The following is a 17,550-nucleotide window of genomic DNA, read 5'->3' as shown; positions in this document are numbered from 1 at the left end:
TAAATAAATTTAAATTGCCTCCTGAGCATCATTTCCTACAAACTGACTATTATATAAATCTGCATAAAAGCCCTGTTGATTTAGTAGTTCTTCATGTGTTCCTTTTTCAATAATATCTCCATCATTCATTACTAATATGACATCTGCATCTTTTATAGTTGAAAGCCTATGTGCTATAACAAAGCTTGTTCGCCCCTTCATAAGTGTATGCATTGCTTTTTGAATATAAATCTCTGTTCTTGTATCCACACTACTTGTAGCTTCGTCAAGTATTAGTATAGCTGGATCAGCTAATATTGCTCTAGCTATAGTTAAGAGCTGTTTCTGACCTTGTGATATATTATTGGCTTCTTCATTTAATACAGTATCATATCCATCTGGAAGAGTTCTAATAAAAAAGTCTGCATTTGCTGCTTTTGCAGCAGCTATTATTTCTTCTTCTGTAGCATCTTGTCTACCATATGCTATATTATCCCTTATAGTTCCATTAAATAGCCATGTGTCTTGTAAAACCATACCAAATATGCTTCTTAAAGCTCCTCTTTTAAAATCTCTAATATCCAATCCATCTATTGTTATTGATCCATCATTTATTTCATAGAACCTCATCAGTAAATTTACAAGTGTTGTCTTTCCTGCTCCTGTAGGACCTACTATAGCAACTGTATCACCTTGTTTAACATCAATGTTCATATTTTTTATTAATGTAACATCTTCTTTATAACCAAACTTAACATTTTTAAACACAACTTCACCTTTTAGCTTTTTAGCTATTTTATTGTTTTCACTATCAGGTATCTCTTCAATTTCATCTAATATTTCAAAAACACGCTCTGCTGATGCTATAGTTGATTGAATAATATTTGCTATATTTGCGGTTTGTACTATCGGTTGACTAAAGTTTCTGGAATATTGCAAAAATGCTTGAATATCTCCTAGTTTAATAGAATTCTTAATCATTAGTATTCCTCCACCAATACATACAAATACATATCCCAAATTATTTACGAAACGCATTAAAGGCATAATGATTCCTGATATAAATTGTGCCTTCCATCCTGAGTTATATAATTCATCATTAAACTTTTCAAAATTTTCTATAGATTTTTCTTCGTATCCAAATGCTTTTACTATTTTATGTCCCGTATACATTTCTTCTACATGTCCATTGATCTGACCAAGTACCTTTTGTTGTGATTTGAAATATTTTTGAGACCTTTTTGCTACACTTTTTGTTATAAATATACTTAGTGGCAATGTTATTACTACAACCAATGTTAGTAAAGGACTTATAGATAACATCATAACTATTACTCCAATAATAATTATAGCTGATGTTATTAACTGAATAATACTTTGTTGTAATGTGTTGCTGATGTTATCTATATCATTAGTTACTCTACTTAAAATTTCTCCATGTGTATGAGCATCGTAGTATTTTAAAGGTAATTTAGTTAATTTTCCACTTATTTCCTGACGCATATCATATACCGTTTTTTGAGCTAAGCTAGCCATTATATACCTCATAATATATGTGAATAAGGCACTAATGATATATAACCCTGCAAGAACCAAAAGTATATTTAATATATATGAAAAATCAACAGAAACACTAGAATCTCCTTTAAGCCTTTTATTAAAAACTTCAAACAATTCTGATGTTGCGAGTCCCATAATTTTAGGACTTAATATACTAAATACAGTTGAAAATATAGATAATATAACGCAAGCTATTATACTAAATCTCCTTGGCTTTAGGTATTGTAGAAGTCTCTTAAAAGTACCTTTAAAATTTTTAGCTTTCTGAACGGGCATCATCATTGCACCATTTCTTCCATGTCCTCTTTTATTTGTATTACTACCTTTATTTATCATGCCAATTCCTCCTCTGAAAGCTGTGATAATACTATTTGTTTATATACTTCACAGGAATTTAATAATTCTTTATGGGTTCCTATATCGGCTATTTTGCCATTTTCAAGAACTATTATTCTATCAGCATTCATTACTGTAGTTACTCTTTGTGCAACTATCAATACAGTATCATTCTTAATTTCTTTATTAAGAGCATTTCGTAATTTAGCATCTGTCTTAAAATCTAAGGCTGAAAAACTATCATCAAATATATATATTTCCGGTTTTTTAACTAATGCCCTCGCTATTGATAATCGTTGTTTTTGTCCTCCTGACAGATTATTACCTCCTTGAGCTATATTTGAATGATATTTATCTGCCATACTGCTAACAAATTCATCTGCTTGCGCTATTTTAGCAGCATGGATAACTTCTTGTTCGCTAGCATCTTCCTTACCAAATCTTATGTTATCGATTATATTTCCTGTGAAAAGTACTGCTTTTTGTGGAACTAATCCTATTTTTCTTCGTAAGGCAGCTTGAGATATTTCTCTTACATCAACACCATCTACTAACACACTTCCACTACTAACATCATAAAATCTAGTGATCAAATTTATTAGTGTTGATTTACCGGAACCAGTACCCCCAATTATTGCTGTTATTTCTCCTGGGTTTGACTTAAACGAAATATTTTCTAAAGCAGGTCCTTCTGCATTACTATATCTAAATGTTACATCTTTAAACTCTAAATAACCTCGTAATTTTTCATTTGTATTGTCTTCCTTAACATCCACAATTTTATTATTGTCTATAATAGGATCTTTTATATTTGACTGGATATTAAGTACCTCATTAATCCTTACTGCTGAAGCAGATGCTCTTGGTATCAAAATAAATACCATTGATAGCATAAGCAATGACATCATTATTTGTGTTGCATATTGTATAAATGCCATTAAATCTCCTACCGGCATTATTCCAGCATTTATTTTAAATGAACCAAACCAAATTATTGCTATAGACGTAATATTAAATAAAAGTGACATAATAGGCATTAATGCTGCCATAATTTTATTAACCTTAATAGAAATATCGGTCAATTCCCTGTTTGATTGTTCAAACCTTCTTTTTTCATGATCTATTTTATTAAATGCACGAATTACTCTAATCCCTGTTAGTCTCTCTCTTAAAACTAAATTTAATTTATCTAGCTTTACTTGCCTAGCATTAAACATTGGCATACTTTTAGTGACTACAATAGCTATTATTATACCTAATGCGATTACAACAAAAATAATCACTAATGACAGCGAGGGATTTTTAGAAACTGCCATAATAATTCCGCCAACAGCCATCAATGGTGCTCTAACAAATATTCTAAGCATAGCTATAATCGCGTTTTGAATTTGTGTAACATCATTTGTAGTCCTAGTTATTAATGAAGCTGTACCTATCTCATCAAATTCATTTAAAGAATAACCTTCGACTTTTTTAAAAATTTTATTCCTTAAGTTTCTAGCAAATCCATTTCCTACTTTTGCACCTAAATAACTTGTATATAAAGCTGCTGCTATACCTAAACTTGCAACTCCAAGCATTATAATACCTACTTTTATGATATAGTTAATATCATGATTTACAATACCAATATCAACTATATTAGCCATTAATGTAGGTAAAAATAATTCTGAAAGTGCCTGTATGAGTGTAAAAATAATTATCATAACCACTGATACCTTAAAAGGTTTCAGACCTTTAAACAACTTTAGCATTTAAATTTCTCCTTCCCATAGCAATTAGTCTATTAATTTTCTAATTTTTTATATTCATTAATGTCAGTTATTGAACATACTACAATTTATCAAAAATCACTTGTATTTCTTCAAAGTTTTTTTGTAACTTTATAATATCGTCATCATTTAATCCCTTTAGATTATTAGATATTGCCTTCTTTATATCTTGTTTTCTAATTTCTATAATTTCTTTACCTTTTTCTGTTATAAATAGTTTTATTATACGTCTATCTTTTTCGTCATTTTCCCTTTCAATTAAGCCTTCTTCTATTGCTTTATTAACCATTTTTGATAAATTTGGTTTTGATATCATTAGGTTTTTACAATAAAATTTCATAGGTTTACCGTCATTTTTATTTACCATTGACACCAATTGAATATGCCTCATAGATTCTTTTTTAAAGACTCCTTTAAAAAGTTTCCTATGAAACATTGGCAAAATATTCAATATATATTCACCTATTTCTTCTCTTCTCATAATTATATACATCCCTTTCATCAGCGATTTTTTATTATTCTATAGTCATAGGGATAACAGTTAACTACAAATCACGTGGAGGTAAGTTGTCTGCTCCAAATATCGAGCGATTGCATAATTTTATATCTGTAGCTTGTCTTTTCAAGTACAAATAAGTGTGGTAAAAAATCACGCAGACTTATCGTTGTATAAACATTAATAGTTTATTGCTAAGCAATTAGTCAATGCTGTCTATCCCTGTAATTCTTTGAAAAGAATTTTCCTTATGACTGCTGTGGAATTGATGTCCACAAAACTTTTCTTGTTGTATTGCTTCAAATAACAATAAAAGTATACTACCTACAAACACCATCGCTTTTCTATCTATACGAAAAGTTTAAGAAAGCTACTATTATCTATTTCAGAATTCAACTTCCTATTTAGTTGCATTATATAATAGTTGCGTTATATAATAGTTGTAATGTACAACTATACTATTACAATACATGTTTTTTGTCAATATATTTTTTTTAAAAAATAGCTACGTTTTAAATAAAATGACGCAATACGAGTATGATTTCCAAAAATAATAAATAACACATTTGAAATTCTTTATATTTAGCATAAAAAAAATTCATAATAAGTTCCCTTTATATCATCTCTATTTCATTTAAAACATTCATTACAATATCTGTATCAAAAGAACTCAGCAAAGCTAGAACTTAGTAGAAAATTAACAACAACTCCAATATATAAGACAAAATTTAATGATTAAAAACAATAACAATAGTTATTTTATGTATACTAACAGGAAAAAATGTGAGTAAGTATCCAGAATGTTAGGAAGGGAAACTACAAGAAGTACTTACATTACAGCCGGTGGAATCACCATAAAGCTTTAAGCAAATTACATATAAAAAAAGCCTCCTAAATTAAGAGTAGAAAATTATGCTCAAAATTTAATTTTTACCATAATTTAAAGCAAGTTAATTAATGATTAGCCAAAACAAAAAGATTATATTGAAAATTAAAACTTTTGAGCACAGATTATTTTACACTACAACCTAATCCTTGAAATTTACATCTTTTTCATTTAAACTTATATTATACATGTCAATTATCTTCTCTATAGTTTTCTGTCAATTACTATTATGTTGGATAATTATATATATAAAAAATGACTTTTGGTATTTTTTATTTTTTTGATTATTTTTGCCTACTAAAATTATACTCTAAGCCATATCAGTTTTTAACTTATATTGCTTTCCTTATTCATATAAAATACTACGAGCAGAGTGCTCTACAACTTATTCTTCGTTTAGATTATCAAACCACTTTATTTTTTACATACAACAATATAACACGTATATTTTTAAGCTTCTTCAAGCTTAAAACCATTACATTGTAAAACAGGCATTACAAATAAAAAACCTACACCTGGCTTGTTATTAATATCACCAAGTTTTTGCTTTAATTGTGCCATAACTTGATTTAATTTTTCTTCATCTCTTATTACACTTATTACTGTCTTATTATAAGGTTTATGTCCTTCTAGTATCATTCTCATATTAGAAAAAAGTACTCTATTTACATCATGTTCTAACAATACTTTACCCATTCCCATACTGTCAATGGCTGTAGCTCCTATACCTGCATTATAAAATAATTGGTGTATTTCTTCTATCATGCTAATATCATTTAAAACAAAGAAAAGTGCATACATTCAAAAATCCTCCCTTTTGTTTGCTTAATTACACACTAAAATTTTTTCTATAAAATCTTTTATAAGTTTTTTTAACTATTCTATATTAGTTGTGTTGTATAATAGTTATGTTTTATAATAGTTATGTTTTATAATAGTTATGTTTTATAACCATTATATTGCAATAGTTTTTTTCTGTCAATACTTAATTTCTAGTTTTAAAAATATAAACTTATTTATGAAAAATTATATATAAGAATTATAATTAATAAGTTTAAAAAATATATTTATCTTTAAGTCAAAAACATATTATTCCAAACTATATATGTAAGTAATAATTGTTTTTATTCAAAAATTAAGAAATATTTCAGGAAAACTTTCTTAGTTTACTACATTAACTTGCTTAAAATAACCATGTTTTGTATAATGAGATAAGATTATCATGTTTTAGTATAGGAGGTTTTTTATGAATTACGAAGTTTTATATAAAGGTTCATTTCCAATGATTAAAGTTAACTTAATTAAAGGTGAAAGTATTAAGGCTGAATCAGGTGCAATGGTAGCTATGTCTAGTACTGTAGATGTTGAAGGTAAACTAGAAGGTGGATTATTAAAGGGAATTGGTAGAAAATTATCAGGAGAAAAATTCTTTTTCCAAACTTTAAAAGCTAACAGGGGTAATGGAGAAGCATATTTTGCTGCATCCTCACCTGGTGGAGTATTGGTATTAGATCTTGATGGAATGAATGAATACATATTGCAAAAAGATGGCTTTTTAGCCTCAACTGAAGATGTAACAATTGATTCTAAAGTTCAAAATCTAGCAAAAGGTCTTTTTTCAGGAGAAGGATTCTTTGTTTTAAGAGTTAGTGGAAAAGGGACTTTATTTGTAAGTTCTTTTGGAGAAATTCATGAAATTGACATACCTGCTGGAGAGGAATATATTGTTGACAATGAACATTTAGTAGCTTGGCCTAGTACTGTACCTTATACTATTGAAAAAGCTTCTAGCGGATGGATTTCTTCTTTTACTTCAGGCGAAGGTTTAGTATGTAAATTTACTGGACCTGCAAAAATTTATATTCAAACGCGAAATCCTTCCAGCTTTGGACATTGGATGAAATCTATTATTGGTCAATAAATTTTAAGAAACTGGGTAGTTCTTTACCCAGTTTTTATAAGCATGAAATCATATAAAATTACTTATAAATTGTTTTATATACTTTATTGGAACAGCCAAGTTAAGATTCTGACCTTCATCAAAGCCTGCTGATGTAATTCCTATAAGCTCTCCTTTCATGTTTAACAATGCTCCGCCTGAACTGCCAGATGATATAGGTGCTGTGATTTGTATCATATTTAAATTATCAAAGCTTCTAAATCCTGATATGATACCATCTGAAACTGTGTTAAATAAGCCTAATGGACTACCAATCGTGACAATCTTCTGACCTCTTATCAAATTAGAATCTTTACTACATGGTATTGCTTTTGTATGTCTATTAACTTTTATCAATGCAAGATCATAATCAGTATGATATTTGATCAATTTATATGTTTTATACTCATTTGCATCATTTTCGAATAATACACCATAAGCTACACCTTTTGATACAACATGAAAATTTGTAATTATATATCCATCATCTCTTATAAGTACACCTGAACCTCCGCCCTTTAACTTACCTAGCTTATCATACACTTTTATCATTACTACTGCTTCCGCCAGCTTTGCAATTTCTTCATAGCTTTTTTCTGATTCTGTTCTTGATTTTAGTGGTTTTAGTGGTGTAGAAACTTGAACATTGTTGACTTTTTCTTTTTCCTTAGTTACTACTCTTCTTGTTTTACTATTGTCACTTTTAATATCACAATTATGTAAAATAGACCTATGTTTTGATAGTTCAATACTCAAATTAGATTTTTTGTCATGAATTGTAGCATTTGATAATTTTGATATGTAAGGTAGTATATTTGTAACATCACCTTTTGGATTAATGTACAAAATATCACAACCAATTCTAAATAGAAATATTAAAAAATACAGTTCATTTTTCTTTATATCTCCTATATATACAAATTTAGGTGTAACACTATTATAATTTTCATGAAAAAGCTTAGGTAAATAATTATTAATCCATAATAATATCTTAATTGCAAAATTCTTTTTAATTGTTGTGTTTATTATATTGTCTTTACTATATAATTCTAGAACAGATTTAAAGGCCATTTTTTTCGTCCATTCTAGTATGTCATCATTAAAAACATGACCCATATCTAATTTTAACAAATCATGTGGATTAATGCCTTTTTGTTCATATTCAATATACCTAGACCATACTTTCTGCATTTCATCTACTTCTTTTGGAAAAAATAATTTTTCTAGATTATCATGACATTTAACATATGGTACATTACTCTCATATAAAAATGTATCTAATTCTTTTATACTTTTTATATAATCATCCTCAATATTAGGTATTCCTATATATCTATGGAACATTATTTTTCTAACATAACATGAATTATAATTGCGATTATGCTCTTTAATATCTATAAATGGTTCTTTTGTCTCTAATAACAAGGATTTTATAGGCTTTGTTTTCAAAATCAACTACTATTCACTCCCTTAAATCCATTTTAGTACCAATGTTTATATTATACTTTCAATAATATCAATTATCAAGTATAGCTCACTATATCCTTCCTTTTTCCTATACAAAAATGCTTTTTTATTAGATGTCTATGTTTTAATTCAAATTATTTAGATAATTACATAAAAAAAACTATGATAACTTATTACTCGTTAAATTATAGCCATTAGATGATTGGTCTTTATTTTAAAAAAAGAAAAAGCTATTAATTTGAAGAAAACTAACAGCTTTTGCAAAATTTATTAATCCATTGGCTTATAGAAATTTTGAGTATAGTATGGATAATACTTATCAGTAGGAGCCTCAATACCAATTCCTAAATGTGTATACTTTTCATTTAAAATGTTTGCTCTATGACCTTCTGAATTCATCCAAGCACTGTGAACTTCGAATACATCTTTTTGCCCAGCTGCAATATTTTCGCCAGCTGCCATATATTTAATGCCTTGTGCCTGCATCCTATCAAATGGACTCTTTCCGTTTTTGTTATTATGGTCAAAATAATCATTTTCTGCCATATCTTTACTGTGTAGTCTTGCACTTACATTTGCTTTTTCTGACCATATAAGTTTATATGAACCTCTTTTTACTCTCTCAGCATTTACAATATCAAATAATTGTAGTTCCATGTTAGTCATGTTATTTTGTGATAATTGGGGTTTATAGTTTATTTGTGAATCTAATACTAATAAGCCCAAAACTTTTTCGTCATAAATATAAATATACGCTTTGAAATCTTTATTGTTTATAGTTACATAATTTTCAGTATTGCTAGTAGGGTAATTTTTCTTTATCTCATCTAATGAGCTATCTATTGTCAGTCCATTAACATTTGTAAATACTGAATTAGTATAATAACCTGCAACCTTGTTATCTTTTATTAAAATCATACCAAACTTAGAATAATCTTTGTTGTATACATACCACTTGTCTCCTGATGACTCGACGTCAATTCTATCTGGATTTTCAAGTAATTTTATTACTTCATTTTCATTTGTTCCAATATCAATACCTCTATATTCAAAATCAGTTTTATTTGACCATTCATCACTAGGTAATATTCTTCTATCATTATAAAGCATTCTCACAATGATTACTGAAGCTTCGGCTCTAGTAGCTGTTTTGTCAAAACCAAATGTACCATCTGGGAATCCTGTTATTATACCTTTTGAATAAACCTTTAGTGCCATGTCTTTGTCAGACTCTTGTATATCTGAATAGTCTTTTATATGAGCACTATATTTTTTTATATCATCATTGTATTTTTCGTCTATACTATTAAATATTATTCTCGACATTTCTCCTCTTGAAATACTTCTATCATAGTTGTCAAACTCTTTTTCAGTTATCAAACCTTTTTCTATTGCTTTATTTATATAACCTTGTTCCCAATTTTCAAGATTACCTTTTACCTCAAAATTCAAAGCAGTTACAACCATTTTTATAAATTCATTTACTTTTACTTTTTCTTTTGGTCTAAATGTATTATCTGGATAACCATTTATTATTTTATTTTGTATTAGAGTATTTACATCTGCATAAAACCATTGAGTATTATCAATATCTTTCAAATCTATTATTGAAATATTTTCATTTGCATATGCAGTTATTGATAATAGTAAAATGCACACAACAATTATTAAATTAAAACTACATTTTACTGTTTTAGACCGTAACATATGAATCATCCTTTCTAGTTAATTAATTCAAGCAATTCTTAATTACATTATAACAAACTAATATTTCATTTATGTAACAATTAGATTATACTATAATTTCTTTTCTTTATACATTTAATAATTATAAATATTAGAAATTCCTACTCAATTCGTTTCTAGAAGTAAACATCAATTTAAGATTTATCTACTTAACAAAAAGCACTATCTCAAAATATTATTTTAAGATAATGCCTTTAGGGGGTATTTCAATTTGTAAATTACATGAGATCTTTGAATTCTCTGTAAATCTATAACATTTTGTTTAAAAAGCTTTTAATTCTAGGATGATCTGGGTTTGTAAATAATTTTTCTGGATAAGAAACTTCTATTATTTCTCCATTATCCATAAATACAACTCTATCAGATACCTCTTTAGCAAAAGTCATTTCATGAGTTACTATAACCATAGTTATGCTTTCTTTTGATAAATCTTTTATTACTTTTAACACTTCACCAACCAGTTCTGGATCTAAAGCTGATGTAGGTTCATCAAACAACATTATTTCTGGATTTAATGCTAAAGCTCTAGCTATCGCAACTCTCTGCTTCTGACCTCCTGACAATCTTGAAGGATATTGATCTCTTTTATCTAATAAACCTACCTTTATAAGTAGTTTTTCTGCAATTTGTATAGCTTCTTGTTTGCTCTTATTTTCTACAATAATTAGAGCTTCAATAATATTTTCTAACACAGTCTTATGAGGGAATAGATTAAAATTTTGAAAAACCATTCCTATTTTTTTACATCTTTGCTTAATTACATTTTCTGATATATTATCTCCTTTAGAATCTACAGAAATTATTGGTTGACTATCGACTTCTATTGTACCACTATCTATATTCTCTAAGTTAATAATACTTCTAAGCAATGTACTTTTACCCGAACCAGAAGGACCTATTATTGATATAACTTCACCCTTATTTACATTTAAAGATATATTTTTTAATACTTCTAGCTTTTCAAATTTTTTATATACATTTTTTATTTTTAAAATCTCCATATCAAAACTCCTAATCATATATAGAATATTTTTTTTCAAGTTTCTTAAATAACAATACAACAAATGAAGTTATCAATAAATATATCAGTGCTGCTATTATAAATGGACTTATAACAAAATCTCTTGTTAACACCTCTTTAGATGCACGTAATATATCTCCTATTCCTATTGCAGCTACCAGAGCTGTATCTTTTATAAGATTTATAGCTTCATTGCTAACGGGTAATAATATTCTTTTTGTTGCTTGTGGTAATATTATCCTCGTCATAGTTTGTCTATAATTCATTCCTAATACCTTTGCTGCCTCATATTGTCCTCTGTCAATAGAAGAAATACCACCTCTAAATATCTCAGTGAAATATGCACCATAATTAAACACAAATGTTATAGCTGCTGCTTGAAATTGACTAAACTTAATGCCTATTATAGGTAAAGCAAAGTAAGTAAAAAATAATTGTAATAATAATGGAGTTCCTCTAAAAATCCATGTATATAACTCTAATATAAAACGTACTAATTTAAATTTAGAAAGCTTTGCTGCTGCACATAATATACCTAACGGTATAGAAAATATGATAGTAACAGCATATAGTTTAAATGTAATCATGCTACCTTGTAGTATGAATTTTGTTATATCAACATAATAAGACAATCAATCACTTCCCACAACTTTATTTATAATTACCGAACCATTTTTCAGAAATTTTCTGCATTGTTCCATCTTCTCTCATATCATCTAATATCTTATCTACTTCATCTCTGAATTTAACATCTTGTTTTCTAAATCCAACACCATATGCTTCTTTTCCAAAATCTTCACTAGCTATCTTGTAATCCCCAGCTTTTTTAGAAATATAATACTTACCAACTACTTCATCTATAACTACAGCATCTACTCTGCCAGCTTTTAAATCAAGTAATGCCTCCGTAAAGTTTGAAAACTTCCTAACTTCTTTTACAGATTCTACTATTTTAGTATCAGCGTTTAACGCTTCTTCACCTGTACTACCCAATTGAACTGCAACAATTTTATCTTTTAAATCTATTTTTTTATCTATTTTGGAATCATTATTTGTTATTATAACTTGTTTATTAACAGCATATTCTTTGGAAAATAGTATTTGTTCTTTTCTCTTTTCAGTAATACTTAATCCATTCCATATTACATCAATGTCTTTGTTATTTAAGCTCAAAATATTTCCATCCCAATCAATAGGTTTTACTTCTAATTCAACACCCATACGTTTAGCTATTTCTTTAGCTAAATCTATATCATATCCTACAATCTCACCATCTTGATCTCTAAAACCCATTGGTGGAAAACTATCATCTAAGCCCAAAATAAATTTTCCTTTGTCTTTGATTTCTTTCAATGAATTATCTCCTTGCTCACCCTTTTGACTACAACCAACAAATAATGTTGCTAACATAGTTACCACAATAATTAATATCAAACTTTTTTTCATAGTATTTACCCTCCTTTTGATTACAAAATATATTATACTTTATCATGCTAAATTTGTAAAGCACTAAATCGCAAAACGCAAAATTTTTTATCTTTTACAAATAAAATTAGCTCTTTCTTTATAACAAATATCAACAAATTAGTCAAAATAAAATTAAGACCTACATTGTGTAAGTCTCAAATTATTAATTATCTTATTAGTTTTCTTATAGGTACGCTTAAACCTATTTCACCCTCATCATAACACACTTATTATTTTACATTAAATAATACATCAAATTTAATAGTATCATCTAAGTTAGTATAAAATATATCTCTTATATTATAATAATCTAATAACTATCTAATATCTGCACCAAATGGTAATATTGCTAGTTTTGCTAGTTTGAAATGTTGTTTTGCGAAGGGTATACCTACTATTGTTACAGCTAATATTAAACCAAATACTATATGTCCTAAACATAACTCCCATCCAAACAATATAATCCATATTATATTTGCTATAAGTCCACCTGCACCAAAATTGCCAATTTCAACATCTTTACCAAAAGGTGTTAATGTAAGTGAGCTAATTTTAAAACATTGAATTCCAAAAGGTATACCTATAACAGTAATACAAAAAATAATACCTCCTAAAAACCATCCTATTGCTGAAATCAATCCACCTAATATCAGCCATATTAAATTCCCTAATAATGACATGTATTCACCTCCCTATATAACTACTATTATTTTTATGATAAATTTGTTTACTTTCACAACAAAATCGGGAGTGTCTCAAAAAAATATTTTGAGTCAGTCCCCCACATTTTTTATTACAGTTTAAAACAATCTTATATTATTGTAATCCATTTATCTATGTCTTCAAAGCCAATCCTTTTATATATCCTCCCTGCATTTGGATTATCATAGAATAAACAAAGTGTTTTATCCTTTTTAAATAAATCCTTGCATAGTACTTTCACACAAATTGTTGCATATCCCTTTCGTCTATAATCTTTATCAGTGCAAACACCTACAATCATAGCAGATTGTGAATTTTCTGCTGTTGTTGATGCTTCTGCTACACATTTATCATCTTCTTTAACAAAATAAACTCTTCTTAAATTTTTCTCTAATTCTTCTTCAAAAACTTTCCTATTTACTTTTCCATCAAATTCTTCTATGGTTTCTCTGAGCTGTAATATATCATCAACATCATCAGCTGTTGCTTTTTGAGCTAGTGCTAATTCCTCGTTCCCTTCTACAAATTTATCCTTAGTAATTTTTGCAAAATAAAATTCTTTATATTTCTTATGCTCAATCAAATCTTTTATTTTCAATAGCGTATCTTTTTTACCCGATACAGCATCAAAAGTAGAAGCATTTATTATATCTGCAAAACCATGAGCATTATAGTCACCTTTTGAATACACTATATAAAAATTCCTATATCTTAGTAACACTCCAACTATTTCATCTCTCTCATTTAAATCAGTCCAAATTTTTATTACTTTTTCGTCATATCCATAGTTTTCAATATCTCCTATCATAAATAAATTTATTTCTCTTTCCTCTATTAGATATGCCATAAGCTTTGCATTGTCTTTATCCATGAGTCTCTTAATCATATATATCACCTCTTATATATTTTTAAAAAGTATATAATAATTTCTATATTTAGTCAATGGAAAATATTCCATTATAGGAATTTTTATATATGAGTATTTGTTCATCCTTTGCGAAGTATGATTTTATATTGAATTAAAAAAATCTTCCTAATTAGAAGATTTTTTTATCAATTCTTTATTTAAAATTAGTTATTATTCAATTATCTCTAAATCTTCATTAGAAGAAGCTCTTCTGCCTTCTTTTGCTAAATCGTACCATTCATCTTTTATTTTTACTCTTACAACATCAGCTGTAAAATCACTATTATTTTCTTTATCATTTCTTAATAAGCTAGAACCCACTCCATATACATCTACTGGAACTTTGAATTTTTCAAAGTATTTTATTTTTTTTGCATCAAATCCACCTGTTACAACAATTTGTATGCTTTTGCACCAATCTCTTAATATTTGTGGCTTATTATTTGCGATATCTTCTTCTGTAAACTCTTTTTCCCACTTAATATGTGCTGAATCTATAGCTGTTCTCAAATTCCAAATCAACTTAGGATTAACTCCAAAGTCATCTTCTGAACTCGGATATTTAATGCTTTTATCTATCATATTTGAAGAAGTATCTGGTCTAACACCATGTAATTTGTATTTCTTTGCTTCTTCTAAATTTTCTTCTATATATAACTGCCAGTATTTATCAAACATTTTTTTCATAACAGCTAATGTTTCATTTACACAATCATTGTGAAAATCTATTAAAACTATTCTTGGTATTTCCACTGGCATTATCCTTGAAAATTGCAGCATTGTTTCTGGAGTATTTCCTAGGAAAGATGCTATTGTAGCATGTGCTACTGTTCCTCCTCCTTTTCCACCCCACCAAGAACCTTGTTCATTGGTTGAAACTATTGGTGACAACTCTTTTTTATGTGTATTATTATAGCATTCAACTGCTACATTATGTGCATAGCCATGAACTCCCTGCATCTTATAATGAGCAAATCTAGCTGGAAAAAACAATACATCTTTACCTTCAGCTGCAACAAGTGTATTATAAACGTTTGTTGCTATCCTTGTAGGCTCTGATAAAACTCCTAATAAAACTGTTTCTAAATGAGCAAAATCTCTGTATCTACCTCTAATTTTCAAAACAGGTTTAACATGCAATGGATCACCATCGTACTCTACTATTGCACCATCTTCTATTGCTTCAATCTCTAAATTATTATATGTATTTATAAATTTATCATCTTTATAATATCCAGTACATTCTTTTAATATTGATAATGCTTCATCAACTCCTACTACAACACTAAAAGGCTTTCTTCTTGTAAAAATCTGCATTTCAACTTCTAGCTTTCCATTTTCTACATCTCTTGTATCTATGCCATAAAGGTCACTAGTATTATCTCCAAATTTATATCCTTCTTTAGCTAGAGTTGTAAGTATTCTAACATTATTATTAAGATATTCATCAGTGAACCATCCTGTTTTTATTCTCTCATCTATCTGAAATAATGTGGCATCTAATCTTTGTTTGTTAAATTTAGTCATTCTCTACACTCCCCTTTTTACCTCTACAAGTCTTTAATTACTTCAATTCCATTATCAAGCATTTGATATATAGATATTAAATTCATAATATCACCACTATGTATTCCAAAATCATATGTATCAACATAATCAATTGGAACAATCACTCTCTTATCCATATTATTTTCGTTAAAGTACGCTTTTAAAGTTAATACAAATTGTGATATACATATATCAGTACAAACTCCTACTACAATAAAATTATCATATCTATCTTCATTCTCTTCTAACCAGTTTAAAAATTCCTTAGCTACAAATCCATTTGTAGAATTTTTTGATATTATTTTATCTATACCTACTTCTTTGATTTCATTTACCAGCTCATCTTCTCTAGTACCCTTAATACAATGCTTTGGTCTGAATTTCAACTCAATTGATTGTTCTGTATGATTATCTACAAAAGCTATTGTATATATACTACTCTCTTTACATTTCCTTTGTAAAGACACAATACTAGGTACTAATTTTTTTACTCTAGGACTGCTCAATAATCCATAATCACTAAAACCCTTTACCATATCCACTATAATAAGTACTGTTTTATTATAATGTAGGCTCGTTATGTCTATGTTTTTCATCTTACTTTTTTCTTCAATCATAAATTCTATTAATTCATTAGATTTTTGATTTATTTTATCATACATAAACAAGACTCCTTATCTATCTTCATCCCAATTAATATTTAGTTTGTACAATCTAGCAGGCTTTGGACTGTATTTTTTTGATTTTCTATCTGTTTCTACCCACATACTTTTAAATTTTTTCCTAAAATTTTGATTTGTATATTCTTTTCCTGTCAATAGCTTATATGTAGTATGAGCCTCGGCAATAGTAAAATATTGAGGTAGTAAATTGAACATTATATCAGTATAATCTACTTTATTTTTTAATCTTTCTAGTGCATAATTTATTATTTTTATGTGATCAAATGCTATATTCTCATCTTCAATTATTTCTACTCTTTTTTTTCTTACTCTACCTTCAACAGTAACTATCTCTTTAATTTTACCCTTTATTTTTATATCATTATTTGTGAGTATTATTTCATATATTTCCTCCTTTATGTAGCCATTATCTGTTAATATTTTATTTAATTGTTTAAAGTTTTTATTAACCTCAAACCATCTTGCATCTTTAGCATCACTCCCAGCTTTGATTATTGTCTCTTCATTATTAACTAAAGTCATATATGAAACTGATAATATATGTTCTCTAGGGTCTCTACTTAAATCATCCCATGTATATAATTGTTCTAAATATATGTTCTTTAAAGATATTTCTTCATCTAATTTTCTCAAAGCTGCTTGATGAGTTGTTTCTTTTCCTTTTTTTACAAAACCACCTGGTAATGCCCATTTATTCAAATCAGGATAATCATTTCTTTGTATTAAGGCAATTTTTAGTCTCTTATCATCTAGATCATTTGAGTTTTCTTCACTTTCTTTGTTTTGAACAGTAAAAATTAGAATATCACATGTAACAGAAAATTTAGAATCGTTAAAGCTTTTGGAATTATAATTCGCTAAATACTCTTCTTCTGTTTTTACATATAAATCATTTTGATTATTTTTCACTTTATCACCTTTCTTCAAAAACAAAATCTTCGATTACAAAATTTAGATTTTGCTCTACACATTACAGAAATTATTAACTGTATATATTGTTCCTATGTGTTATAAAAAAACAATTAACCTGAAGTTATTAAC

Annotated in this window: 15 protein-coding genes; 1 reads left to right on the top strand and 14 read right to left on the bottom strand. The window is 27.8% G+C overall.

The window, feature by feature from the left end; genetic code table 11:
- Positions 1 to 9: 9 nt before the first annotated feature.
- The 4 genes from AYC61_RS10855 to AYC61_RS10840 all read right to left on the bottom strand — a co-directional run bounded on the left by AYC61_RS10855 (position 10) and on the right by AYC61_RS10840 (position 5,830).
- On the bottom strand, positions 10 to 1,875 hold the full coding sequence (locus AYC61_RS10855; RefSeq protein WP_066501758.1) for an ABC transporter ATP-binding protein: 1,866 nt from the start codon (positions 1,873 to 1,875) through the stop codon (positions 10 to 12).
- On the bottom strand, positions 1,872 to 3,629 hold the full coding sequence (locus tag AYC61_RS10850) for an ABC transporter ATP-binding protein (protein WP_066501754.1): 1,758 nt from the start codon (positions 3,627 to 3,629) through the stop codon (positions 1,872 to 1,874). Before AYC61_RS10850 ends, AYC61_RS10855 begins: the two co-directional genes overlap by 4 nt.
- Before the next feature lie 79 nt (positions 3,630 to 3,708).
- The gene (locus tag AYC61_RS10845) at positions 3,709 to 4,128 is read right to left on the bottom strand and encodes a MarR family winged helix-turn-helix transcriptional regulator (RefSeq protein WP_066501753.1); all 420 of its coding nucleotides are present in this window, start codon (positions 4,126 to 4,128) and stop codon (positions 3,709 to 3,711) included.
- 1,351 nt (positions 4,129 to 5,479) lie between these two features.
- Positions 5,480 to 5,830, bottom strand: a complete 351-nt coding sequence (locus tag AYC61_RS10840) for a hypothetical protein (RefSeq protein ID WP_066501751.1) — start codon at positions 5,828 to 5,830, stop codon at positions 5,480 to 5,482.
- A 445-nt stretch (positions 5,831 to 6,275) separates the two neighbouring features.
- Between AYC61_RS10840 and AYC61_RS10835 the strand changes: the two genes are divergently transcribed.
- Positions 6,276 to 6,950 (top strand): TIGR00266 family protein, encoded by a 675-nt coding sequence (locus AYC61_RS10835; RefSeq protein ID WP_066501749.1) that lies wholly within the window; start codon positions 6,276 to 6,278, stop codon positions 6,948 to 6,950.
- A 48-nt stretch (positions 6,951 to 6,998) separates the two neighbouring features.
- Here AYC61_RS10835 and AYC61_RS10830 read toward each other — a convergent pair whose 3' ends face one another.
- The 10 genes from AYC61_RS10830 to AYC61_RS10785 form a co-directional block, all read right to left on the bottom strand.
- Positions 6,999 to 8,423, bottom strand: a complete 1,425-nt coding sequence (locus tag AYC61_RS10830) for a YceG family protein (RefSeq protein WP_066501741.1) — start codon at positions 8,421 to 8,423, stop codon at positions 6,999 to 7,001.
- Between the two features lie 282 nt (positions 8,424 to 8,705).
- On the bottom strand, positions 8,706 to 10,142 hold the full coding sequence (locus AYC61_RS10825) for an S-layer homology domain-containing protein (protein ID WP_066501731.1): 1,437 nt from the start codon (positions 10,140 to 10,142) through the stop codon (positions 8,706 to 8,708).
- Positions 10,143 to 10,429: 287 nt separating this feature from the next.
- Positions 10,430 to 11,182, bottom strand: a complete 753-nt coding sequence (locus AYC61_RS10820; protein ID WP_066501728.1) for an amino acid ABC transporter ATP-binding protein — start codon at positions 11,180 to 11,182, stop codon at positions 10,430 to 10,432.
- 10 nt (positions 11,183 to 11,192) lie between these two features.
- Positions 11,193 to 11,834, bottom strand: a complete 642-nt coding sequence (locus tag AYC61_RS10815) for an amino acid ABC transporter permease (protein WP_066501725.1) — start codon at positions 11,832 to 11,834, stop codon at positions 11,193 to 11,195.
- A 19-nt stretch (positions 11,835 to 11,853) separates the two neighbouring features.
- On the bottom strand, positions 11,854 to 12,648 hold the full coding sequence (locus AYC61_RS10810; protein ID WP_066501723.1) for an amino acid ABC transporter substrate-binding protein: 795 nt from the start codon (positions 12,646 to 12,648) through the stop codon (positions 11,854 to 11,856).
- Positions 12,649 to 12,986: 338 nt separating this feature from the next.
- Complete coding sequence (locus AYC61_RS10805; RefSeq protein WP_066501721.1) at positions 12,987 to 13,349, bottom strand: YccF domain-containing protein; 363 nt, start codon at positions 13,347 to 13,349, stop codon at positions 12,987 to 12,989.
- Positions 13,350 to 13,480: 131 nt separating this feature from the next.
- Positions 13,481 to 14,257, bottom strand: coding sequence for a GNAT family N-acetyltransferase (locus AYC61_RS10800; RefSeq protein WP_066501715.1), 777 nt, complete (start codon positions 14,255 to 14,257; stop codon positions 13,481 to 13,483).
- Positions 14,258 to 14,449: 192 nt separating this feature from the next.
- Positions 14,450 to 15,805: a nicotinate phosphoribosyltransferase gene (locus AYC61_RS10795; RefSeq protein WP_066501713.1), complete on the bottom strand. Its 1,356-nt coding sequence runs from the start codon at positions 15,803 to 15,805 to the stop codon at positions 14,450 to 14,452.
- A 23-nt stretch (positions 15,806 to 15,828) separates the two neighbouring features.
- Positions 15,829 to 16,488 carry a cysteine hydrolase family protein gene (locus AYC61_RS10790; RefSeq protein ID WP_066501710.1) on the bottom strand — a complete coding sequence of 220 codons (660 nt, stop codon included), beginning with the start codon at positions 16,486 to 16,488 and terminating at the stop codon, positions 15,829 to 15,831.
- A gap of 12 nt (positions 16,489 to 16,500) precedes the next feature.
- Positions 16,501 to 17,436: an NUDIX hydrolase gene (locus tag AYC61_RS10785; protein ID WP_162265461.1), complete on the bottom strand. Its 936-nt coding sequence runs from the start codon at positions 17,434 to 17,436 to the stop codon at positions 16,501 to 16,503.
- Positions 17,437 to 17,550 lie beyond the last annotated feature (114 nt).

Source organism: Abyssisolibacter fermentans (assembly GCF_001559865.1).
GTDB lineage: Bacteria > Bacillota > Clostridia > Tissierellales > MCWD3 > Abyssisolibacter > Abyssisolibacter fermentans.
Note: the sequence above shows the minus strand (reverse complement) of the source record. Positions and strands in the feature narration are given on the sequence as shown.